The organism is Vibrio satsumensis (assembly GCF_050337435.1).
In the GTDB taxonomy this organism is placed as follows: Bacteria; Pseudomonadota; Gammaproteobacteria; order Enterobacterales; family Vibrionaceae; genus Vibrio; species Vibrio satsumensis.
On the sequence record NZ_JAKJSX010000009.1, the window covers coordinates 1 to 23,849 of the forward strand.

Sequence of the window (23,849 nt, forward strand, 5' to 3'; positions counted from 1 at the left end):
TTAATACTGCGCTAGTGTGCGTGAGAGACCATTCATTCGTCCACATTAAATTCAATGCTTTTCGTTTTGTCTGAGCAGTAGCCGCATGGTTAGTTGGTAAAAATGAATCAGTACCATGGATGGCAAAGACTTGAGCCCAATACCGTATCTGTCTTGAAGAAATTGAATATTGTTTTGCTAAGTAGAGAGATGACGTGCCATCTAAGTATTGCTTAGCAATGATACATTTTAGCTCTCGGCTATATTTGGACATAAAAAGACCCCCAATAATTGGTGTCCAACTATTGGGGGTCAGTTCATTATGCGGCTTTTTTTAATGAGCTATATTCAGTATGAATTACTTACTCAGTCGTTTTGCTTTAATTTAGATGGGCCTAGTTTGGAGCAATCTCGTTACCGTGAACACCAAATTGTTTAGCGGCGTATGCAACACGCTCTGCTGGTTTTGGGTATTCAGCAGGTGTGCCTAGGTTTTCGATATGATGCAAGCGAGGTAGTAAACCAGCGCCGTTTGCAATCTGTATTGCTAATCCAGGACGTGCGTTTAGCTCAAGTACCATCGGACCTTCTTCTTGGTCTAAAACCATGTCAGTACCCATGTAGCCAAGACCTGTCATTTCCCAAGCGCTTGATGCAAGCGTTAGTAGCTTTTCCCAATGCGGCACTTGTAGTAGCGCCAGCTCTTTCCCTGTATCTGGGTGATGAGTCACTGGGTGGTCAAACTGAACCGCACGAACGGCTTTGCCAGTAGCTATACAAATACCTACTCCCACAGCACCTTGGTGCAAGTTAGCTTTGCCATCAGAAGCTGAAGTAGATAGACGCATCATCGCCATAACAGGGTAGCCCTTGAATACGATGATTCGTACATCTGGTACACCCTCGTAACTGAAGCCATCAAAACACTCGTCAAACTTGATGAGGTTTTCTACTACAGCTACATCGTTCTTACCACCAAGTGAAAAAAGACCCGCGAGAGCGTTACTGATGTGACGCTCTACATCTTCTTCATTGATAGTCGAACCCGATGGTTTGGTGTAAACGCCATCCTTGTGAGAGATCACAACAAGGATACCTTTACCACCACTACCTTGAGCCGGCTTGATTACGAAACCCGGCCACTCTTTTACCATCTTGTGGATTGTTTTTACTTCAGCTTGATGACCAATAACGCCAATCAGTTTTGGCACAGTAGCGCCAGCCTGTTCAGCAATGATCTTAGTCTTAAGCTTGTCATCAACGAGTGGATACTTGGAACGATCATTGTAGCGACCAATATAACTATGGTTACGCTTGTTCATTCCCATTATGCCTTTGTCTTTCAACTTAAACGGTGAAGTAAATTGATCAAACATAACTTAGTCCTCCGCTAGCGGTTTAAAGCGACGAAGCTCTGTTAGACGGTAGCCTGTGTAGTTACCTAGTAGCAAAATGGTCGCTAGAATAACAAGCTGTAAACCAATAAAGTTAAACGTTAAGTGCTGAATGAACGGGTTAGTCATGCCTAAGTAAACAAGAACCGCAGTGAATAGAGAACCACCACCTTGTAGCATTACTTCTTTCGCGCCTTCTTCTTCCCATAGGATAGACATACGTTCGATAGTCCAAGATAGGATAATCATTGGGAAGAACGTAATAGACAGACCTTCTGTTAGACCCACTTTAAATGCGACTACAGTAAACACAGAGATAATCATGATTACCGTGATGATTACGGCGGATATCCTGGCGACCAGTAGCAAATTAAGTTTGGACAAGTAGCTTCGAATAATAAGACCCGTACCAACAATCAGTAGGAAGCCGACAATGCCCGTTACCAATTGTGTTTGTACAAAGGCTACTGCAATCAGAACCGGCATGAAGGTACCAGACGTTTTTAAACCAATGATGACACGCAGGAATACAACAATCAGAGCACCGATAGGAATCAGCATGATGGTTTTGAACATCGCTTGCTCTTCTAGCGGTAGGCTGTGAATTGAAAGGTTTAACAGTTGATCAGCAGAGACTTTGCTATTGGTTGCTTCAGTAGGAGTAACCTCCTGCGCAATCATAGAGAAGTGAACTTTACTGTTCTGACCGCCAACCACATCCAGTAGAGAAACGTTTGATTCATCCCAAATAAGCAGATTTGGCTGAACTTGTTGTTCACTTGATTCTGGAGAGAATAGAACCCATTGGTCGTTATCCCAGATCTGGTTCATTTGCTGAATAGATTGACGACGACGTCCATCTTCTAGCTCGATAACGCCAACGACTTTATTGTGGATGTTTGCTGCTGAAAGTAGCTTATGTGTCGCTTCAACTTTGCTCATGTTATTCAGAATCAGCGCTGAGTTTTGGCTGTCTGGGTCATTAAGCGTTTTGATAAGTTCGCGAGTGAAAGTGATGTTGTCTGCTGAGCGTTTAGTTGCTCTGTCAATCAATGCCAACGCAGCAGCTTCTTCAGGACCATCAAAGCTTGGTTGTGTGATTTCGCCTTCTGGTGGTATAGCATCAACTTTCGCTTGGTTATCGACTAGGAATTGAGTCTTATAGTAGATAGTTTGAGGGCCATCAGCATGGCGAATAGACCACTCTGCACGGCGACCTGATTCTGTGTTCAAGTAAGAGATGCCGTAACCTGGTGACGAAGCTGATTCACCAATAAGTGTGTAATTAGACTGAGTGTGAGGAGCTGCTAGTGAAACTTTTGCTTCTTTACCAACCGCATTGAACTCGATACGAGCTTCAATGTCCCAAACCTGTCTGGTTTCCCCAGGAGTCCAAGGTACACCGTAGGTGGTATGTCTGAACATACTCAGTGTTATACCTGCCACGATAAGCAGGAATATAGAGATATAAAATGGAATTCTTGACGTCATAGCTTACCCTACTATTGTTATTTAACTTCCGTTTGTACGTACTTTTTACTTACATCCACTAGCGCTATGTCTTTGATAAATTCGCGCCCTAGTAATACAGGGTGACTCATTTGAGAGCGATCCGCCAATGTAAATTGCGCTTTTTCATGGATTTTTCCAACTTTCACCCATAATTCGATCACAGCTCGACGTTCAGTCTGATCATTCGTTGATTGACGGATTTTCACATAACGTAAAACAGGCGCTTCAATCCATTTCTGGTCTTTTTCAGCTTGTGCTTTGTCGTCTAGGTGGAATTTAACCCAGTTCTTACCGTTACGTTCGAACTCTTTGATATCGACAGCATTTAGAGAAGAGGTGGTTGCACCTGTATCCACACGAGCATCGAAGCTTTGCTTGATTGAGTCGATAGACACTTTTTCGATGCCGCCAAGGATGGTTGGTTGTAACGTAGGAGCGACAGGAGCGGCTGCAACGACGACAGGTTCTTCTTCCTCTAGTTCTTCAATAACTTTGTGTTCCATATTGGTTAGATGGACATCTAATTGACTAGAAAGGAGAGTGATTTCGTCTTCTAAGCTTTCAATATAATCACTTTGATTGCTTAGTTGCAGTTCAAGATTTTGAACTTTATTTGCGATGTTTGTCTCTGAGCGGGAAATAGCGTCGAGAGTTTCTTGGTGATAGGCTGCACCGTTTGTCAGAGTACAGCCAGAGAGCAAACCAACCGCCACAATCGGCGATAATCGCTTAAACATAAAAAAACCTTTGAGAATTAGAGAATAGTTCAGACTATTTAGAAGTTTAGCCCACAAAAAAGGATGCGTGAAGCATCCTATTGTAAGAGTCTGGTCATATTGAATCGCAATGTGAGCGCTACGCCAATTATTGCTATTTGAAATAGCTCACTTATTAAACGTAAGTCAATTTTTGTTCAATTCGTGAGCTCAGGAAGCAAATGTTCACCGCGAAATCAACGGTGACTTTTTGACCATGGCAAGCCGTTGTTTTGCTGCCTTATATAGGCTCGTGTTTTATTTACTCAATATGCCACTGCTTTGTGGGCAGAGAATCTATGGCTTTGTTGCTACCAAAATCGCACGTCTTGGCGCTGGGTGACCTTCAACCGTTTTGCTTGGATCGTTCGGATCTAGATAATCTGGCAGAGAGTTGTGTGTCATCCATTCTGTTGTGCGTTGTTCACCAATTGTCGTGATATTTTCATCAACGATACGTACGTCTTCAAAGCCAACTTGTTCAAGCCAGCGTTTCAGTGCACGAGCTGAAGGGAAGAAGTACACGTTTCTCATCTGTGCGTAACGGTCAACAGGGACCAGTACCGCATTTTCATCGCCTTCAATTACTAGGGTTTCAAGCACCAACTCGCCGCCAGATACCAATTGGTCTTTTAGTTGAATCAAGTGATCAAGTGGCGAACGACGGTGGTACAGAACACCCATGCTGAAAACAGTGTCGTAGGCTTCTAGCTTTGGCAGTTGCTCAATACCTAGAGGTAATAGGTGTGCACGTTGGTCATCGCCCATCAACTTACGAATCGCTTCAAACTGAACCAAGAATAGATGAGAAGGATCGATACCAACCGTTAAGCGAGCACCTTCACCCAGCATGCGCCACATGTGGTAACCATTACCACAACCTACATCGAGAACCGAACGGTTTTTCAATGGGGATATATGTGGAAGCACACGGTCCCATTTCCAGTCACTACGCCACTCAGTATCGATATGAATATCGTGAACGGTGTAAGGGCCTTTTCTCCATGGGTGGAACGTCTTTAATAGGCTTTCTAGCTTTTTAAGCTCACCTGTGTGAAATGGTGTTGAGCTGCCAATCGTCACTGAGTTCTTCAGATCAACTTGGTCTGGTACACCTTGTGGGATCTTGTTTAGTGCACGTAACCAACGGTCGAAGTCACCGTGCTCTGCATTTTGCCAATCTGTCAGTTGCTGTGGCAGAACATTGAGCCACGGCTGAAGGCGAGTATCTTGGGCAATAAGTTGATAAAAATTGGCAAAATTAAACATAGGTTTTCACTGAGTTGGTGGTGTAGAAATTAAATTTGTCACTCGATTAAGAGTGTGGACAAACATGCTAGGGAATCTCGTTTATCATGTTTGATAAGAGATCCCCAACTCGCTCGTTCCTCGCTCTTGAGGATGACCTTTTAGTACGTGCTAAAGGTGTCGCGACTGTTACGTAACCGAAAATGTTTACTTTATCGCGAACATTGAACCAAAGTTGAAACATTGGAACCAGACTTCGCTGCTTGAGAAGCCAATCTTATCAAATCGTTCTCTGTGAACAGGGATCGAATCCGGACGCATCACGTTTTCAATTGCGCTGCGTTTCTGGCTTACTTCTAGCTCGCTGTATCCGTTAGCACGTTTGAAATCATGGTGCAGGTCGATAAGCAGCTCATTTGAGCTTTCGTCTTCGAATACGTATTTTTCAGACAAGATTAAGATCCCGCCCGGGCGCAAGCCTGCATGAATTTTTTCAAGCAGAGCGTATCGATCGTCCGGAGACAGAAATTGCAGCGTAAAGTTAAGCACCACAACAGAAGCGTCTTTGATTTCGACTTCGCGAATGTCGGCTTCAATCACTTCTACTGGTGTGTCACTGCGATAAGCATTAACGTGCAATTTGCAGCGTTCAACCATGGCTTCTGAGTTATCGATAGCGAAAATCGTGCAGCCTTCTTGCTGAATGTGACGACGCATAGAAAGTGTCGCCGCACCAAGCGAGCAGCCAAGGTCGTAAATATTTGAATGTGGCTTTACAAAGCGCTCAGCAAGCATGCCGATTGCAGAGATGATATTGCTATAGCCAGGCACCGAGCGTTGAATCATATCCGGAAATACTTCAGCAACCCTTGCATCAAAGGTGAAGTCTCCAATTTTATCAATAGGAGCGGAAAAGATATTGTCTGTGTTGCTCATGGCATTTTCTCTCGACAGTCAGCGTAATTGGCACAAAATTCGTACCAAATAAAAGGGGGCGTATTTTACGTAAAAAAAGCGCGGCTGTCACGAAAACTGAGATTTAGCTCAAGGTTCGAAGTTACTTATAGGTGAGGGGCTAAAACATCGAGATTTGGTTATTGCCTTTCTGAGCAGGAAACTGAGCCAGGTCAGGCAATAATAATGACGTATTTTCAGACACTTGCTTTTGCAACAGCTCGTAAATAGCGATGGCAAGTTCAGGCGCATGATTGTTGTCTGGGGTGTGGATCATTAAGTATGGTTGTTTGCCTTCACTTAACCACTGGGGGATTTTGCTAAACCAAGGTTTGAAAAATTCTATATTTGACGCTTGGTCAGGGTGACCAATAAATCGAATCATCGGGTTATTGGCGGTCGCAATCGCATGAACGGGGACACGCGGTTTTTTCTGATGTGCATCGAACACCGCTTCTGTGGTTGGTGGCGCGGAAAACACGGGGCGGCTATCCATAATGATGCGATTAATACCTTCTTCGACCAGCCATTGATTAAAGCGTTTTTCAGCATCGCCTTTATCAAAGAAACCCAAGTGTCGAACTTCGACACCAAGCTGCATATCTTTTGGGAACAAGGTGCAAAACTTTTGTAGGGCAGGCAGCATGCTGGGCTCAAAGCTGTGTGGCAGTTGAATCGTCCATTGACCAATGCGGTCGTGGAGTGGCGACATAGTCATCAAGAACTCTTTGAGCTCTGCTTGGCAGTGCCTGAGTTGCTGCTGGTGGGTGATGAATTTAGGTAGCTTGAAAGTGAACCTGAAATCATCATGACTGGCGGCTTTCCAGTTATGAACGGTCGACATACTCGGCGTAGCGTAAAAGGTCGTGTTGCCTTCCACAGTATGAAAAACTTGTGTGTATTTCTCTAAGCGTTCAGCAGGCTTTGTTCCTTTTCCGTAGAACTGACTTTGCCACTCAGAATGAGACCACATGGTTAATCCAAGTCTTAGAGGTAAAGTTTCTGCTGTTATTACACGATCATCCATCTATTACACCGTTATTCATCACGCCATCAGACATTACAAAAAGTTTTTGGGTTTAAACGAAAATCTACTTTACGAGAGTTTTGCTGATTAAGGTACTTTCGAGATATAATTATCGCAATTTTTTCGGTTTTGATGAATCTTTGCGCACTTGATGGGCTAAAAAGCAGCAAAGCCAGATAAAACACAATAAATTCGAATGTGGAAGGTCGATTTTAAGCGAGTTTCCGCGTATAAATGTTCCTTTGCTCTGTTGTGTGGAATGACCACAGACAGCTTGGAAACTAGTAAATAATTAAGAGATTGGGAAATTCATTATGCGTACCCATTACTGTGGTAACCTGAACAAGTCCCTGGCGGGACAAACTGTAGAATTGTGCGGCTGGGTAAACCGTCGCCGTGATTTAGGCGGTCTTATCTTTATTGATATGCGTGATCGTGAAGGCATCGTTCAGGTTGTTGTCGATCCAGATATGAAAGATATCTTCCCGATCGCTAACCAACTGCGTAATGAATTCTGTATCAAGTTTACTGGTGAAGTACGTGTTCGCCCGGACAGCCAAGTAAATAAAGACATGGCTACTGGTGAAGTAGAACTTTACGCGACCGGTCTAGAGATCATCAACCGTTCAGAAGCGCTTCCACTAGACTTCAACCAAACGAACTCTGAAGAGCAGCGCCTTAAGTACCGTTACATCGATCTTCGTCGTCCAGAAATGAGCGACCGTATCAAGCTTCGTGCACGTGCTTCTAGCTTCGTTCGTCGTTTCCTTGATGAGAACCTGTTCCTAGACATCGAAACGCCAGTACTAACGAAAGCGACACCAGAAGGTGCTCGTGACTACCTAGTACCAAGCCGTGTTCACAAAGGTAGCTTCTACGCACTTCCTCAATCCCCTCAGCTGTTCAAGCAACTGCTGATGATGTCTGGTTTTGACCGTTACTACCAAATCGTTAAATGTTTCCGTGATGAAGATTTACGTGCTGATCGTCAGCCTGAATTTACTCAAATCGATATCGAAACATCTTTCATGACTTCTCAAGAAGTACGTAACGTGACTGAGAAGCTTGTTCACGATATGTGGAAAGAACTTCTAGATGTTGAACTAGGCCAATTCCCAGTAATGCCTTTCTCTGAAGCGATTCGTCGTTTCGGTTCTGATAAGCCAGATCTACGTAACCCACTAGAGCTAGTTGACGTTGCTGACTTGGTTAAAGACGTTGAGTTCAAAGTATTTTCTGGCCCAGCTAACGACGAAAAAGGTCGCGTAGCGGTTATTCGTGTTCCAGGTGGTGCTAAGCTAACTCGTAAGCAAATCGACGGTTACGCTGAACACGTAAACATCTACGGCGCGAAAGGCCTAGCTTGGATGAAGGTTAACGACCGTGCTGCAGGCATGGAAGGTATTCAATCTCCAGTTGCTAAGTTCCTAAGCGAAGACGTAATCAACGGTATTCTAGATCGCACTCAAGCTGAATCTGGCGATATCATTCTGTTCGGTGCAGACAAAGCGGGCGTCGTTGCTGAAGCAATGGGCGCACTTCGTCTTAAACTAGGTACGGATCTAGAGCTAACAGACACATCTGCATGGGCTCCACTGTGGGTTGTTGACTTCCCAATGTTCGAAGAAGACGGCGAAGGTAACCTACACGCAATGCACCACCCATTCACATCACCACTAGGTGTGAACGCGGAAGAGCTTAAAGCGAACCCAGCAGCAGCAAATTCAGATGCATACGACATGGTAATCAACGGCTACGAAGTAGGCGGCGGTTCTGTACGTATTCACAACGCAGAAATGCAAACAGCGGTATTCGGTATCCTAGGTATCGAAGCACAAGAGCAACAAGAGAAGTTCGGCTTCCTACTTGAAGCGCTTAAGTACGGTACGCCACCACACGCTGGTCTAGCATTCGGTCTTGACCGTCTAGCAATGCTACTTTGTGGTACTGAGAACATCCGTGACGTTATCGCATTCCCGAAAACAACAGCTGCAGCATGTCTACTAACAGACGCGCCAAGCCTAGCGAACCCAGCATCACTGGAAGAGCTAGCAATCGCAGTTAAATTGGCAGAGAAAAAAGAGCAAGCGTAAGCCTGTTATCTTTTCTTGTTGATGAAGAGATCCTAGTTGATAGAGAGCTCTTAATTCATTAGCCAGACCTGTCAGTAATTAGAAAATGCCCGTTAATTTGACGGGCATTTTTTTTTGCGTTCGATATACTAAGCTCATAAAGCATGTATAAATAATCAGTATTTGAAATTATGTCTATTATCTTAGGGATTGACCCTGGCTCTCGTATTACCGGCTATGGCGTGATTCGTCAAAATGGTCGTCATCTATATTACTTAGGTAGCGGTTGTATTCGCACCTCTGAAAAAGAACTGCCGGGTCGACTTAAACAAATCTACGCCGGTGTGAGCGAAATCATCACTCAGTTTCAGCCGGATGTGTTCGCTATTGAGCAGGTCTTCATGGCGAAGAATGCGGATTCTGCACTTAAGCTTGGACAAGCTCGTGGCAGTGCGATAGTGGCTGCGGTGAATGCTGATCTGCCCGTCCATGAGTATGCGGCTCGTTTAATAAAACAAGCGGTGACAGGCAATGGTGGTGCTGATAAGTCGATGGTTCAAAACATGGTGATGAGCATGCTTAAGTTACCGGCTAAACCACAGGCCGATGCTGCCGATGCTCTAGGCGTAGCGATCACTCACGCCAACACTAATAAAACCTTGATAGCACTGGCAGGTAAGGCGACAGGCGCGAGAAAAGGGCGCTACCGTTAAGTCCCATCCCTCTGCTTTCTAAAAGCTTGCATTCCATGAGCCTACGCCTCGTTTAGCTCAAAGCAAGACGCTCTTAAATCCTTGATGAAATGAGATCTTTCGAACACAAACCAAATAATAACATTGCGTATCATTTAACATGTTATTAACATTGATCAGAGGTCTTACAAGTCAATCAAGGATGATCACTGATGAACCCAATCAAGCTGTGGCGCGCGCTATTTCTACCCAAAAATAATGGGTGGAGTAACAACGAAGTCAGACAAGCCGATATCTTATTACTCTTCACTTTTATCGCCTTCTTTGTGGGTGTCTACAGCCTCATCAAGTGGGCCAAGCATGAAGAGCAGCTGCTGGTTGCCACTTCCGTATTTCTTATCGCCTTTGAATTAGCCTCTGCACTTCTATTACGCATTACCCGAAAGCCTAGCTTGGCATTGAACTTTGGCTTTGTCGGCATGGCAGTGCACGCGCTGAATATCATTTACCAAAGCGGTGGTGTGGTGGCATCGACTCAGGCTTATTGGGTTCCTTTGTTAGTGGTCGCTTTTTTCTTATCGGGAACACGCATTATCGCCTTGGTATGGAGTGGGCTAGTGATTGGCGTGTCATTGATGATGACGTCGGCTCACCTTGATGGCTTTGAATTTCCGCAGTTAGTACTTACTCCGGAAGCCGTGGTCGTTGAAACCTGGTCTGGTGTAATCATGCCGCTGGTGGTGATCTGTATTGCTCAAGCGTTTACCGCTAAGCAAAAAGAGGTGGCGATTGAAATGGCAGAAGATGCGATTTCAGAAAGCCAACACGTTGCCAATCAAGCGACGCAAAGCGAAGGACGACTTTCGATTGTCCTTGAGCAAGCTAACTCAAACTCTGAAAGCTTACAGGGCGTATCTGTTCACTTGGACCAGCAGTCGCAAGATCTGCATGCTCAAGTTGAGGTGCTGAACATCAATTGCGAATCTCAGGCGAGTGCAGCAGAACAGATGAGCCAACAATTGCACCAAATGACTCAAGGTATCGAAGAATCAAACTCATTTGTGGGTGAGCTAAAAGAGCGTAGCGAAGCCGTGGGAACGAAAGCGCAGAAGAGCTCAGAATCACTAGAAGCTTCAACCAGTGCAATCAGCCAGATCATTCAAAGTAATCAAGAGATCATGAAAGTCGCTGATTTGATTACCTCGGTTGCTGAGCAAACCAATCTATTAGCACTTAATGCAGCAATAGAGGCGGCACGCGCTGGTGAGCAAGGACGAGGTTTTGCGGTAGTTGCAGACCAAGTGAGAGAGTTATCGGCGAAAAGCAGTCACTCCGCGATAGAAATTCGAACCTTATTAGACCGAAGTAAAGAAGAAGTGGAACATGGTAGAGCGATCATTGAAACTACGGCCAATGAAATGAACGGCATTATCTCTGAGGTGCAAACCATTTCTACTGATGTAAACCAACTGACCAATATTATGGCGATGCAGATGAGCTCATTGAAAGAACTCGATCTTGCGAGTTCAGAAGTAGCACAGAGTGTTGCAGAAACCAAATCCGTTTCAGGTTTAGTGGCCACTTACGGCTCAGAATTGACTGGGCATGTTACATCAGTCAAGGAACTGGTTGAAAGCCTGAATCGCGTGGTCTCCCAAGCAAAGCAAGCTTAAATAAATCATCCTAACAAACACAAAGAACTGGATAAGCATCCAGTTCTTTTATATTCTGTCCCTCAAATTATATTCCATCAAGAGAGTGAATTGTGATCGGACGTCTACGCGGTACATTAATAGAAAAACAGCCACCAGAATTACTAATCGAAGTGAGTGGTGTTGGCTATGAAGTTCAAATGCCAATGAGCTGTTTTTATGAATTACCAAATGTTGGCGAAGAGGCAATTATCTACACTCACTTTGTTGTTCGTGAAGATGCACAACTGCTTTACGGATTCAACACAGTTAAAGAACGTGCGCTGTTTCGTGAAGTCATCAAAGCAAATGGTGTTGGTCCTAAGCTCGGCCTTGGCATCCTCTCAGGCATGACTGCGAGCCAGTTTGTGCAGAGTGTTGAGCGTGAAGATATCTCTACGCTGGTTAAACTTCCGGGTGTGGGTAAGAAAACCGCAGAACGTCTGGTTGTTGAAATGAAAGACCGACTGAAAGGGTGGGGCGCGGGAGATCTGTTTACTCCAGCGACGGATGCTGCTCCTATTGATTCTATGCCAACCGTTCACGACGCGGAAGAAGAAGCGGTAAGTGCACTACTTGCATTAGGCTACAAGCCGACTCAAGCTTCTAAGGTGGTTTCTCAAGTGGCTAAAGATGGCATGACCAGCGAACAGTTGATTCGCGAAGCTCTGAAATCGATGGTTTAATACCCGATATACTTGTTCGACAAAATAGACTCATTCACTTTGCCTTTACACAGAGTCAAGAAGCGCAGAGTCAACAAGAGTATAGTTAGGAATAGCAGAATTTATGATTGAAGCCGATCGCCTTATTGCACCGGATAACCCAGTATTCAAAGATGAAGATGTCATTGATCGTGCAATACGCCCTAAAGCACTTGCCGACTATCAAGGCCAGGATCACGTTCGTGGCCAGATGGAGATTTTCATCAAAGCGGCACAACTGCGTAATGAGGCGCTCGATCATCTGTTGATATTTGGTCCTCCAGGTTTGGGTAAAACCACGTTGGCGAACATTGTTGCCAATGAGATGGATGTCAACATTCGTACCACTTCAGGCCCTGTTCTAGAAAAAGCGGGTGACCTAGCGGCGCTGCTGACCAATCTTGAAGAAAATGATGTCCTTTTCATTGATGAGATTCACCGTTTAAGCCCTGTGGTTGAAGAGGTGTTGTATCCAGCAATGGAAGACTACCAATTAGACATTATGATTGGCGAAGGCCCAGCGGCGCGTTCTATCAAGATCGATCTTCCTCCTTTTACTTTGATTGGCGCAACCACTCGTGCTGGCTCACTGACATCGCCGTTACGTGACCGCTTCGGTATTACTCAGCGTCTTGAGTACTACAAGGTTGAAGACCTACAAAACATTGTTCAGCGCAGTGCTGATTGCCTTGGTCTTTCTATGGAGTCCGAAGGGGCGCTAGAAGTTGCTCGCCGAGCTCGTGGTACGCCACGTATTGCTAACCGTCTACTGCGCCGTGTTCGCGATTATGCGGAAGTGAAAGGCGACGGACATATTTGCCCAGAGGTTGCTGATAAAGCGCTAAACATGTTGGATGTCGATGCTAAGGGTTTTGACTACATGGACAGAAAGCTTCTGCTTGCGATCATGGAGAAGTTTGGCGGTGGTCCGGTTGGTATCGACAACATGGCTGCTGCGATTGGTGAAGAGAGAGACACCATTGAAGATGTGTTAGAGCCTTACTTGATTCAGCAAGGTTATCTACAAAGAACACCAAGAGGTCGAATCGCAACTGACAGAGCCTATTTACACTTCGGTATAGATAAGCCGTCTAATCGTTAAATTATTCATTTTTAAAGATCCCAGTTGCATAAGCGCTGGGATTTTTTGCATTTTACTGAATAACAACTCTTTGCGCGAATCGATAAAAATGCCGAATAGAGCTTTCAAAAATGAAAACTTTGATTTCAGGTTTGATTTGGCTAACAAAAATTGAAATAAGTTGTCATAAATTTTGTTAATACTTTATAGGTAGTTGTGATTTATATGTTGAGGCAGTGCTGAGCTTTTGTCACAGATATCATGCGCTGTTATTAACAGAGCTCAAATTGGTGTGATTTTAGTCATGATTGTTCAAAAATACCTCTAATTTGCGTGAATAAAATTGATACAAATCAACGCAGGCTTCTCCTATAAATCTTTTGAAACATACTGATTTTACCAGTAATATTAGCGCCAGCTATATTAGCTCATGCTTAACAATAATCTAACTATAACGGTACGTTTTTGCTACAAATTTCAATTTGTAATAACAATCATATAAATTGTTTTAACATGGATTTTTGCGGTGAATAATCACACAAGTGTCATTCAGCCGACACAAAGGAGTTACCATGATTGATGTTGTTGATCTGTCGCGATTGCAATTTGCATTTACAGCGATGTATCACTTCCTATTTGTTCCACTGACACTAGGTATGGCATTTCTACTTGCCATTATGGAGTCAGTTTATGTAATGACTGGCAAGCAAATTTACAAGGACATGACTAAGTTCTGGGGTAAATTGTTTGGTATTAACTTTGCTCTTGGTGTAGCGACAGGCTTAACCATGGAGTTCCAGTTCGGTACTAACTGGTCTTACTATTCTCACTATGTTGGCGACATCTTTGGTGCTCCGCTGGCTATCGAAGCGCTTGTTGCATTCTTCCTAGAGTCTACTTTTGTTGGTCTTTTCTTCTTCGGTTGGGACAGATTGTCGAAGCGTCAACACTTAGCGGTAACATGGTTAGTAGCACTTGGTTCTAACTTTTCTGCGCTTTGGATCTTGGTAGCTAACGGCTGGATGCAAAACCCAGTGGGTGCGGAATTTAACTTTGAAACTATGCGTATGGAAATGGTGAGCTTCGCTGAAGTTGTACTAAACCCAGTAGCGCAAGTTAAATTCGTACACACAGTAGCGTCTGGTTACACAACGGGTGCGATGTTCATCCTTGGTATCAGCTCATACTACATTCTTAAAGGTCGTGACCTTGCCTTTGCTCGTCGTTCTTTCGCGATTGCAGCATCTTTCGGTATGGCGGCGATCCTGTCAGTAATCGTACTAGGTGATGAATCTGGTTACGAGCTTGGTGAAGTTCAAAAAGTGAAGCTAGCTGCTGTAGAAGCAGAGTGGCACACGGAAGAAGCACCAGCAGCATTTACTGTTTTTGGTATTCCTAACCAAGAAACAATGGATACTGACTACGCAATTAAGATCCCTTACGTAATGGGTATTATTGCAACGCGTTCTCTTGATAAAGAAGTAACGGGTCTACGTGACCTACGTGATGACCACGTTGATCGCATCCGTACAGGTATGTACGCATACGAACTACTTGAGAAACTACGTGCGGGCGATAAGTCTGAAGAAAACATGGCAGCGTTCGATGAAGTGAAAGGTGACCTAGGTTACGGTCTACTTCTTAAGCGCTACACAGACGACGTTGTTGATGCAACAGAAGACCAAATCCAAATGGCTGCGGATGATTCAATCCCAACAGTTTGGCCTCTATTCTGGTCATTCCGTCTGATGGTTGCTTGTGGCTTCATCATGCTGTTTGTATTCGGTGCTGCGTTTGTTCAAACGTGTCGTCAGAAAATCGAACAGAAACCATGGGTACTTAAAGCTGCGCTATTCTCAATCCCACTGCCTTGGATTGCGATTGAAGCAGGTTGGTTCGTTGCTGAGTTTGGTCGTCAACCATGGGCGGTTGGTGAAATCCTACCGGTTAACGTTGCTGCATCAGCACTAACTATTGAACAGCTTTGGACTTCTCTATTCGCTATCCTGGCATTGTACACAGTGTTCTTGATTGCTGAAGTTTACCTAATGCTGAAATTCGCACGTAAAGGTCCAAGTAGCTTGAAGACAGGCCGTTACCACTTCGAACAAAACGATAACTCTGTTGAAGACAAAGTTAGCCGTTCAGTTGAAGTATAAGTGAGGGAATATTAATGTTTGATTACGAAAGCTTACGACTCATTTGGTGGGTATTGATCGGTGTTTTACTGGTTGGTTTCGCCGTAACTGATGGCTTCGATATGGGTGTTGCCGCTCTTTCTCCTGTTATCGGTAAGAGCGACACTGAACGTCGTATTATGCTCAATACTATTGCCCCTCACTGGGATGGCAACCAAGTTTGGTTGATCACTGCTGGTGGTGCATTATTTGCTGCATGGCCGCTGGTTTACGCAACGTCGTTTTCTGGCTTCTACTTCGCAATGTACGCGACGTTAGCTGCGCTTTGGTTACGACCACTTGCACTTGACTACCGTTCTAAGATTGAAGACCCAAAATGGCGCAAAACTTGGGACTACGCACTTTGCTTTAGTGGCACAGTACCCCCAATCATTTTTGGTGTTGCATTTGGTAACCTATTACAAGGTGTGCCATTTGATCTGAACAGTCTAATGATGTCAAAGTACCACGGTACGTTCTTCGCTCTGTTGAACCCGTTTGCATTACTATGTGGCGTGTTGGCTCTAATGTTGTTCGTAATGCAAGGTGCAACATGGCTTCAAATGAAGACAACAGAAGATCTGCATCGCCGAGCTCGTAACGTTGCTCAGATCACTGGTCTAATTGCAATTGTTCTGTTCGTTATTGGTGGCTTCTGGGTTCAATCTATCGAAGGCTATGTAATCACGAGCACTATCGATACGTTTGCTGACTCAAACCCACTAAACAAAGAAGTCTCACTTCAAGTGGGTGCTTGGATGACAAACTTCGAAACGTATCCTGCAATGTGGGCGGCGCCGATCCTTGGTGTAGCAATGCCACTGCTTGCTGTGATTGCATCTCGCTTTGAGCGTGGTGGTTTCGCATTCTTGTTCTCAAGTCTATCTAACGCTGGTGTTATTTTAACGGCTGGTTTTGCAATGTTCCCATTTGTAATGCCGTCTAGCCTGAACCCTAACCATAGTTTGACTATGTGGGATTCAACAGCGAGTGAGCTAACGCTTGGTCTTATGACCGCAGTTGCGGCGGTAATGGTTCCTGTGATTCTTGGCTACACAACTTGGACATACTACAAAATGTTCGGTCGTCTAGATAAGAAACACATCGAAGATAACGACGTTTCAGCTTACTAAGCTAGAAGTGAAATAACTTAGGAGAAATTTTATGTGGTATTTCGCATGGATTTTGGGTGTACTTCTAGCATGTGCATTCGGCATCATTAATGCTCTATGGCTAGAGCATTCAGAAATGATGGACAAAGACAGTGAGTAATCTCGCAGAGCAAGTTGCTAAGCTGCATCAACCAATGGATAAGACTTTGTTAAGAGCTTTATCCCTAGTATTGGGTTTTATGCATGTGGGTTTAGTGATGTGGGATCCTGAAGCGTATGCGACAAGCATCGGTGGCTTTAACGCGATCATCGGGCCAATGTTTATCTGGGCAGTATGCTCAAGCATGGTTTACGGTATCGGATTTAAGCCAAGAGCTTGGATGTGGCAGCTATTGTTTAGCCCATACGTTTCACTCACAATTTTGCTCTACCTAACGGTGCTGCGCCTTTTATAAAAGGCAAAGGATTTAGGTTCATTACAACGTGAATCTTTATACTTGTTGGGTTTTTAGCCAAAAAGAGGTCATCTTATACAGATGGCCTTTTTTTTCGTCTGTTAAATCAAAAAATTCACAGCGATATACTATTAATGATAAGGAGTTAGGTTATAGTGAGATCTTTATCGTTTTGAATTGTGGTATCAAATTGCAGGGATTATCTAAGCCATTTACGTGGCCAGTGACAGTGTATTACGAAGACACCGATGCAGGTGGTGTTGTATACCATTCAAACTATCTTAAGTTTTTCGAACGCGCTCGAACTGAGATGCTGCGCTCAATTGGCGTTTCTCAGCAAGTATTGTTAGAACAAAACATCGGTTTTGTAGTCCGACATATGGACATTGATTTTATTCAAGGCGCGCGTCTTGATGATTCTTTACAAGTCATTACAAATATTTACGAGTTGAAGCGAGCTACCTTGGTCTTCTGTCAAGAGATCGTAAATCCTGATGGCAAAGCATTGTGTAAAGCAATGGTTAAGGTAGCATGTATCGACAATCAAAAAATGAAACCAAAGGCAATGCCAACATTTATTCTTACGGAGCTAACGAATAGTGACTGCTGAAATCTCAATCTTAGGCCTAATTTTAGAAGCTAGTTTATTAGTTAAAATGGTCATGCTAGTTCTTATGGGCATGTCTGTTGTTTCTTGGGCGATGATCATCAAAAGAAGTAAAGTATTATCTCAAGCTTCGAAACAAACAGAAGTGTTTGAAGATAAATTTTGGTCAGGCGTTGATCTTGCAAAATTGTACCAAGAGAGCAATAAACGCAAAGACGAGCTTTCTGGTACTGAAGAAATTTTCTACGCAGGCTTTACTGAGTTTGCCCGCCTTCGTAAATCGAATGCAACTTCACCTGACTTCATTATGGAAGGCACAGGCCGTGCGATGCGCGTTGCTGTTGCTCGTGAAGTCGATGAACTAGAAACTAACTTACCTTTCTTGGCGACCGTTGGCTCTATCAGTCCATACATCGGCCTATTTGGTACGGTTTGGGGCATCATGCACTCATTCATCGCATTAGGTGAAGTGAAGCAAGCTACGCTCGCAATGGTTGCCCCTGGTATTGCAGAAGCACTGATCGCAACAGCAATGGGTCTATTCGCTGCAATTCCAGCAGTAATGGCGTACAACCGCTTCAGTAGCCGAGTAGGCAAGCTAGAGCACAACTACGCGACTTTCTCTGAAGAGTTCCACAGTATTCTTCACCGTCAAGCGATGGCTGGCAGGGAATAATAGATGGCTGGATACCAACCTAAAAAACGCAAAATGACAGCAGAGATTAACGTTGTACCTTACATCGACGTTATGCTTGTTTTGTTGATCATTTTTATGGTGACTTCACCGTTTGTTACTCAGGGCGTTGACGTTGAGTTGCCTCAGGCTTCAACGGCTAAGTCGGCACAAGATCTATTGGGTGACGACAACGCGAGTTTCATCATCGTTGAAGTGAACAAAGACGGTGAGTTTGGCTTGAGTGTTAATGACGAAGAAGTACAACGTGGCTTATCCATGGAAGATATTATCGTCCGAGTGAAAGCTGAGTTGTCTTTGAAGCCAAACTCTCCAGTGGCGGTAGGTGGTGATGCCGCAACGCCATACGCTGAAGTGGTTTTATTACTTGATGAATTAAGCCGTGCAGGTGTGCCAAAGGTTGGCCTTTTAACGGATATAAGGGAATAGCTCCGTAGCATTCATGAAAGCGAATAATAAAAAATCCAATAATTTCAGATCACCGCTTCTTATTTCTCTTGGGCTGCACGTCATTTTATTCGTTGCGCTCATTTGGGGAGCGGATTTCACGATGTCAGAGCCAAAGCCTACAGGGCAGATGGTTCAAGCTGTGGTGATTGATCCTCAGTTGGTTCGCCAGCAAGCTCAACAGATTCGTCAACAAAGAGAAGCGGCGAGTAAGAAAGAGCAAGAGCGTTTAGACAAACTAAGACGTGAAAGCGAACGACTTGAAAAGAATCGTAAAGCTGAAGAAGAAAATATTCGTAAGCTGAAAGAAAAGCAAGCTAAGGAAGCTAAAGCGGCTCGTGAAGCGGAAAAGCGCCGAGTTGAGAAAGAAAAACAACGCAAAGTTGAAGAAGCGCGTTTACAGCAAGAGAAAAAGAAAGCCGCTAAAGCCGAAGCTGATCGCAAGCTAAAAGAAGCTGCGTTAGTGAAAGCCGAGAACGAGCGTAAAGCCAAAGAAGCGGCGATTGCAAAAGCGGAACAAGAACGCGTGGCAAAAGAGAAAGCCGCGAAAGAGGCAGCAGACAAAGCTCGTAAAGAGAAAGAAGCTGCTGAACGCGCTGAAAAGCAACGCATAGCGAAAGAGAAAGAAGCGGCAGCCGCAGCAGAGAAAGCCCGTAAGGCAAAAGAAGCTGCAGCAAAAGCAGAAAAAGAGCGTAAACAGCAAGAAGCAGCATTGAACGATATCTTTGCTGGTCTTGAAACTGAAGCGACTCAAAACTCTTCAGCAAGGCAACAATTTATCAGTGATGAAGCTCAACGTTACGGTGCTATCTATACCCAACTGATTCAACAGAACCTGTTGTTAGAAGACAGCTATCGAGGGCGTTCGTGCCGAGTGAACCTTAAGCTAATTCCAACCGGCTCTAACGCGATATTGGGTAGTTTGAGTATCTTAGATGGTGATAGCCGTCTATGTGCAGCAACCAAACGTGCTGTGGCACAAGTGCAATCTTATCCATTGCCTAAAGACCCAGACATTGTGAACTCACTGAAAGACATTAACTTAACTGTATCACCAGAGTAAAAGGACGAACTTGTGTTAAAGAAACTATTACTGAGTTTTGTTTTCTTAATAGCGACAAGCAGCCAGTTCGCACATGCGGCACTGGAGTTGGTTATTACAGACGGTATTAACTCTGCACGACCTATCGCTATTGTCCCTTTCCGTTGGGAAGGCGCGGGACCATTGCCACACGATGTATCAGCCGTTATCGCTTCTGACTTACAACGCAGTGGTAAATTCAGCCCGGTTGCAACAAGCAAAATGCCTCAAACGCCTTATAGCGAATCTGAGGTCAACTTTGATGCTTGGACTAACCTAGGCGTTGATTCATTGCTAACAGGTAGTATCACTAAAAATGCCGAAGGGCAGTATGTGGTGAACTACCAACTGATCGACATTGTTCGTGGTCAATTGACTAAAGGACAAAGCCGCGCACTAAGCGATGAAGGCCAATTGGTACTTTCTAAAGACCACGTGTTGTTCAACAAAAAAGCGACAGTGCCTGGTAAACGCTTGCGAGAGTATGCACACCGCATCTCTGACTTAGTGTATGAAGAACTCACCGGCGAAAAAGGGGCGTTCTTAACTCGTATCTCTTACGTGGTCGTTAACGACAAAGATAAATACCCGTACCAACTTCGTGTTGCTGACTACGATGGCTTTAACGAGCGTTTAGTTCTTCGTTCTAAGCAACCGCTCATGTCACCAGCATGGTCACCAGACGGTAAGAAACTTGCTTATGTGAGTTTCCAAAATGGCCAAGCGGAAATATTCATCATGAATATTTACACGGGTGAGCGTGAGAAAGTGACGTCATACCCTCGTCACAATGGTGCGCCAAGATTCTCACCAGATGGTAAAACATTGGCATTGGTATTGTCGAAAACAGGTAGCCTGCAGGTTTACACACTTGACCTTGCTAGCCGTAAGCTGACACAAATTACCCGTGGCCGTTCTAATAATACGGAACCATTCTGGCACCCAGATGGCAAGTCTCTTATTTTCACATCGGATCGTGGTGGTAAACCACAGATTTATAATGTAAATTTGTCAAATAATTCGACATCTCGTATTACTTGGCAAGGTAGCCAAAACTTAGGTGGCCAGATCACCCCTGATGGTCGATTCCTGATCATGGTGAATCGCAGTAACTCAGGTTTTAACTTGGCTAAGCAAGATTTGGAAACAGGTGCGGTTCAGGTACTAACAAAAACATTGTTAGATGAATCTCCAAGTATTGCACCGAATGGAGGTATGGTTATCTATAGCTCTATTTACAACAAAACTAACGTACTATCGATGGTTTCTATCGATGGCCGTTTTAAAGCTAGATTACCGGCAACCAACGGACGCGTAAGAGCGCCAGCGTGGTCACCGTTTCTCTAGTTAATTTGATACATTCTTTTAGCTATTGATAGTGTTAACTATTGTGGCAATTAACTATCTATAGCACTTAGTCGCTGTAGAAACTAAGTTTGATAACGTAAGGAAAAAAAGATGCAACTTAACAAAGTTCTTAAAGGCTTGATGATTGCACTACCAGTGATGGCAGTAACGGCATGTAGCTCAACTGATGAAGCAACATCTGCAACATCTGGTACAGAAAGCAACCAAACAACTTCAGGTTCAGAAGGCAACGTAGACACAACTGTTGTAACGCCAATTGACGCTAACGGTCAACTGTCTGAGCAAGAGCTTAAAGAGCAAGCGCTACGTGAAACTCAAACAATCTACTTCGCATTCGATAACTCTACTATCGCTGGCGATTACGAAGAAATGCTAGCAGCTCACGCAGCTTACCTAGTTAAAAACGTTGACATGAACGTTACTATCGAAGGTCACGCTGACGAGCGCGGTACTCCTGAGTACAACATCGCACTTGGCGAGCGCCGTGCACAAGCTGTAGCGAAATACCTACAAGCTCTAGGTGTTCAAGCTGACCAAATCTCTATCGTAAGCTACGGTGAAGAGAAGCCACTTCTTCTAGGTCAATCTGAAGATGTGTACGCTAAAAACCGTCGCGCAGTACTAGTTTACTAATTTTAGTAGACTATATAATTGAGGAATTGCCTCATGTTCAGTAACACAAAGCGAGTCATTTTGCTTTCGTTACTGGCAAGTGCAGCGAACACCACGTTCGCTGCACCAGCTCCAGTATCCGATCTCAATAGCACCGCAACCAATTCATCATCTTCCTCTCGATCAGCATCTAACGAATCAGATATTGAGCGTTTAGAGCGTCTGCTTCAAAATCGCAACCTCGTCCAACTTCAAATGCAACAGCAAATCGACGATATGGCACTGGAGATCAGTGAACTTCGCGGTGAGCTGGAACGAAATAGTTACGATATGAAGCAAATGCTAGAGCGTCAGCGTGAATTGTTCATTGAACTGGATCGCGTGAGAGGCGAGGTGAAAGCAGCAGGAACAGCAACGGTAGCAGTGGCGGTGGGCGAAGGCTCTAAAGACGCTTCTGGTACGTTTAGTACTGATGTGGATGAGCAAACCGCTTATCAAAATGCTGTAGATATGATTCTAAAGCAACGAGATTACACGGGTGCTATCGCAGCATTCCAAAAGTTTCAAAAAGACTTCCCAGATTCAACCTTCACACCTAACTCACATTACTGGTTAGGCCAGCTTTATTTCGCTAAGAAGCAAGATAAAGAAGCTGTGAAGAGCTTCGCTGCTGTTGTGTCTTACAAAGACTCAAACAAGCGAGCAGATGCACTGGTTAAGCTTGGTGACATAGCTGCGCGCAACAACAACGCGACGCAAGCTAAGAAATATTACCAACAAGTCGTAACCGAGTACCCAAACAGTGCTTCGGCTAAAGTGGCCAAAACCCACTTGTAAAACAAAATAGGGGTGCTTAGGCGCCTCTTTTTTATACCTGATTACTTCCGTTTGATGTTTACTTATCTTCTTTGTGGTGCCAACACGTCGCCTTGTTTATGCGTTTTAAGCATTAGCTAGCCACCGCTTGCAACCAATCCTTTTTGATCCCAATCGCTGTCCTGTGTAGAATACTCTAATTCTCGGAAGAAGTTGCGTAGAGCAAGAGCAATGAGTCATATACTAGATAAAATCGATACAGTTTACCCGTTTCCGCCTAAGCCAGTTCCATTGAGCGATGCTCAGAAACAGGCCCACATCGCAAACATCAAAAAACTACTTCAAGAAAAAGATGCAGTTCTAATTGCACACTACTACACCGATCCTGAAATTCAGGCTCTGGCAGAAGAAACTGGCGGTTTCGTTGGCGATTCATTAGAAATGGCTAAATTCGGTAACCGTCATTCAGCAAGCACTTTGATCATCGCTGGTGTTCGTTTCATGGGTGAGTCTGCAAAGATTCTTACTCCTGAAAAACGCATTCTAATGCCAACACTCGAAGCTGAATGTTCGCTTGATCTTGGTTGTCCGGCTGACAAATTTACAGAATTTTGTGATGCTCACCCTGACCACACCGTGGTTGTATACGCGAACACTTCAGCGGCTGTCAAAGCTCGTGCAGACTGGGTGGTTACGTCGAGCATCGCTTTAGAAATCGTTGAAAGCCTAGACGCTGAAGGCAAACCTATTATTTGGGGCCCAGACCGTCACCTAGGTTCTTACATCGCAAATCAAACCGGCGCTGACATGTTGCTTTGGCAAGGTGAGTGTATCGTTCATGATGAGTTCTCAGCTGATGCTTTGAAAAAAATGAAATCGGTATACCCAGAAGCGGCTATTTTGGTACACCCAGAATCACCAGCAAGCGTGGTTGAGCTGGCTGATGCTGTAGGCTCAACAAGCCAGCTGATCAAGAAAGCAAAAGAGCTGCCTCATCCACAGATGATTGTGGCGACAGACAAAGGTATCTTCTTCAAGATGCAGCAATTGGTTCCTGAAAAAGAGCTGATTGAAGCGCCGACAGCGGGTGCTGGTGCAACGTGTCGTAGCTGTGCACACTGTCCTTGGATGGCAATGAACGGCCTTGAAGCGATTGAAAACGCACTTGAGAATGGTGGTGAGCAACACGAAATCTTCGTTTCTGACGAGCTACGTGTAAAGTCTCTTATCCCTTTGAACCGCATGCTAGATTTCGCAGAGCAGTTAAATGTGCAGGTAAAAGGTAACGCGTAAGTCGTTCTTTTATCTAATCAACAAAAAAACCAGCCAATAGTGCTGGTTTTTTTGTGCCTGAGTATAGGCCGCTAATAT

At 44.4% G+C, this 23,849-nt stretch carries 23 protein-coding genes and 1 pseudogene; 17 read left to right on the forward strand and 7 right to left on the reverse strand.

What is annotated here, in order from left to right:
• The 7 genes and pseudogenes from L4C44_RS12555 to L4C44_RS12585 form a co-directional block, all read right to left on the reverse strand.
• Nucleotides 1-253: pseudogene (locus L4C44_RS12555) on the reverse strand (helix-turn-helix domain-containing protein); the annotation flags it as partial.
• 121 nt (nucleotides 254-374) lie between these two features.
• Nucleotides 375-1,355: an alpha-L-glutamate ligase-like protein gene (locus L4C44_RS12560; protein WP_060982365.1), complete on the reverse strand. Its 981-nt coding sequence runs from the start codon at nucleotides 1,353-1,355 to the stop codon at nucleotides 375-377.
• Between the two features lie 3 nt (nucleotides 1,356-1,358).
• Nucleotides 1,359-2,864, reverse strand: a complete 1,506-nt coding sequence (locus L4C44_RS12565; protein WP_248368991.1) for an inactive transglutaminase family protein — start codon at nucleotides 2,862-2,864, stop codon at nucleotides 1,359-1,361.
• 17 nt (nucleotides 2,865-2,881) lie between these two features.
• A complete protein-coding gene (locus tag L4C44_RS12570; RefSeq protein WP_146492177.1) occupies nucleotides 2,882-3,622 on the reverse strand; it encodes an ATP-dependent zinc protease family protein in 741 nt (246 codons plus the stop codon).
• 315 nt (nucleotides 3,623-3,937) lie between these two features.
• Entirely contained in the window at nucleotides 3,938-4,909 is a 972-nt protein-coding gene (gene cmoB / locus L4C44_RS12575) for a tRNA 5-methoxyuridine(34)/uridine 5-oxyacetic acid(34) synthase CmoB (protein ID WP_146492176.1), read from the reverse strand.
• Nucleotides 4,910-5,095: 186 nt separating this feature from the next.
• A complete protein-coding gene (gene cmoA, locus L4C44_RS12580) occupies nucleotides 5,096-5,824 on the reverse strand; it encodes a carboxy-S-adenosyl-L-methionine synthase CmoA (RefSeq protein ID WP_017062083.1) in 729 nt (242 codons plus the stop codon).
• 139 nt (nucleotides 5,825-5,963) lie between these two features.
• Nucleotides 5,964-6,869 carry a DUF72 domain-containing protein gene (locus L4C44_RS12585; protein ID WP_428805165.1) on the reverse strand — a complete coding sequence of 302 codons (906 nt, stop codon included), beginning with the start codon at nucleotides 6,867-6,869 and terminating at the stop codon, nucleotides 5,964-5,966.
• Nucleotides 6,870-7,183: 314 nt separating this feature from the next.
• On the opposite strand from L4C44_RS12585, the gene aspS reads away from it, so the two are divergent.
• The 17 genes from aspS to nadA all read left to right on the forward strand — a co-directional run bounded on the left by aspS (nucleotide 7,184) and on the right by nadA (nucleotide 23,771).
• Entirely contained in the window at nucleotides 7,184-8,962 is a 1,779-nt protein-coding gene (gene aspS / locus L4C44_RS12590) for an aspartate--tRNA ligase (protein WP_146492174.1), read from the forward strand.
• 170 nt (nucleotides 8,963-9,132) lie between these two features.
• Complete coding sequence (gene ruvC, locus L4C44_RS12595) at nucleotides 9,133-9,654, forward strand: crossover junction endodeoxyribonuclease RuvC (protein WP_008219936.1); 522 nt, start codon at nucleotides 9,133-9,135, stop codon at nucleotides 9,652-9,654.
• Between the two features lie 191 nt (nucleotides 9,655-9,845).
• Complete coding sequence (locus L4C44_RS12600; RefSeq protein ID WP_372383992.1) at nucleotides 9,846-11,306, forward strand: methyl-accepting chemotaxis protein; 1,461 nt, start codon at nucleotides 9,846-9,848, stop codon at nucleotides 11,304-11,306.
• A gap of 92 nt (nucleotides 11,307-11,398) precedes the next feature.
• Nucleotides 11,399-12,010, forward strand: a complete 612-nt coding sequence (ruvA, locus tag L4C44_RS12605; protein WP_017062079.1) for a Holliday junction branch migration protein RuvA — start codon at nucleotides 11,399-11,401, stop codon at nucleotides 12,008-12,010.
• Nucleotides 12,011-12,113: 103 nt separating this feature from the next.
• Complete coding sequence (gene ruvB, locus L4C44_RS12610; RefSeq protein WP_017062078.1) at nucleotides 12,114-13,130, forward strand: Holliday junction branch migration DNA helicase RuvB; 1,017 nt, start codon at nucleotides 12,114-12,116, stop codon at nucleotides 13,128-13,130.
• Nucleotides 13,131-13,681: 551 nt separating this feature from the next.
• Nucleotides 13,682-15,268 carry a cytochrome ubiquinol oxidase subunit I gene (cydA, locus tag L4C44_RS12615; protein WP_017630634.1) on the forward strand — a complete coding sequence of 529 codons (1,587 nt, stop codon included), beginning with the start codon at nucleotides 13,682-13,684 and terminating at the stop codon, nucleotides 15,266-15,268.
• A 14-nt stretch (nucleotides 15,269-15,282) separates the two neighbouring features.
• On the forward strand, nucleotides 15,283-16,419 hold the full coding sequence (gene cydB, locus L4C44_RS12620; RefSeq protein WP_146492171.1) for a cytochrome d ubiquinol oxidase subunit II: 1,137 nt from the start codon (nucleotides 15,283-15,285) through the stop codon (nucleotides 16,417-16,419).
• A gap of 31 nt (nucleotides 16,420-16,450) precedes the next feature.
• Complete coding sequence (gene cydX / locus L4C44_RS12625) at nucleotides 16,451-16,558, forward strand: cytochrome bd-I oxidase subunit CydX (RefSeq protein WP_000270284.1); 108 nt, start codon at nucleotides 16,451-16,453, stop codon at nucleotides 16,556-16,558.
• On the forward strand, nucleotides 16,551-16,853 hold the full coding sequence (ybgE, locus tag L4C44_RS12630; protein ID WP_060982372.1) for a cyd operon protein YbgE: 303 nt from the start codon (nucleotides 16,551-16,553) through the stop codon (nucleotides 16,851-16,853). The genes cydX and ybgE overlap by 8 nt, the downstream gene beginning before the upstream one ends.
• 172 nt (nucleotides 16,854-17,025) lie before the next feature.
• Nucleotides 17,026-17,463, forward strand: coding sequence for a tol-pal system-associated acyl-CoA thioesterase (gene ybgC / locus L4C44_RS12635; RefSeq protein ID WP_017104273.1), 438 nt, complete (start codon nucleotides 17,026-17,028; stop codon nucleotides 17,461-17,463).
• Complete coding sequence (tolQ, locus tag L4C44_RS12640) at nucleotides 17,453-18,136, forward strand: protein TolQ (protein ID WP_010437896.1); 684 nt, start codon at nucleotides 17,453-17,455, stop codon at nucleotides 18,134-18,136. The genes ybgC and tolQ overlap by 11 nt, the downstream gene beginning before the upstream one ends.
• 3 nt (nucleotides 18,137-18,139) lie before the next feature.
• Nucleotides 18,140-18,583 (forward strand): protein TolR, encoded by a 444-nt coding sequence (gene tolR / locus L4C44_RS12645; protein WP_428805166.1) that lies wholly within the window; start codon nucleotides 18,140-18,142, stop codon nucleotides 18,581-18,583.
• Nucleotides 18,584-18,596: 13 nt separating this feature from the next.
• Entirely contained in the window at nucleotides 18,597-19,664 is a 1,068-nt protein-coding gene (gene tolA, locus L4C44_RS12650; RefSeq protein WP_146492170.1) for a cell envelope integrity protein TolA, read from the forward strand.
• A 12-nt stretch (nucleotides 19,665-19,676) separates the two neighbouring features.
• Nucleotides 19,677-21,029, forward strand: coding sequence for a Tol-Pal system beta propeller repeat protein TolB (gene tolB, locus L4C44_RS12655; RefSeq protein WP_060982374.1), 1,353 nt, complete (start codon nucleotides 19,677-19,679; stop codon nucleotides 21,027-21,029).
• Between the two features lie 111 nt (nucleotides 21,030-21,140).
• Nucleotides 21,141-21,683: a peptidoglycan-associated lipoprotein Pal gene (gene pal / locus L4C44_RS12660; protein WP_017062069.1), complete on the forward strand. Its 543-nt coding sequence runs from the start codon at nucleotides 21,141-21,143 to the stop codon at nucleotides 21,681-21,683.
• 33 nt (nucleotides 21,684-21,716) lie between these two features.
• On the forward strand, nucleotides 21,717-22,499 hold the full coding sequence (gene ybgF, locus L4C44_RS12665) for a tol-pal system protein YbgF (protein ID WP_146492168.1): 783 nt from the start codon (nucleotides 21,717-21,719) through the stop codon (nucleotides 22,497-22,499).
• A 210-nt stretch (nucleotides 22,500-22,709) separates the two neighbouring features.
• Entirely contained in the window at nucleotides 22,710-23,771 is a 1,062-nt protein-coding gene (gene nadA / locus L4C44_RS12670; protein ID WP_017062067.1) for a quinolinate synthase NadA, read from the forward strand.
• The last annotated feature ends 78 nt before the right edge of the window (nucleotides 23,772-23,849 follow it).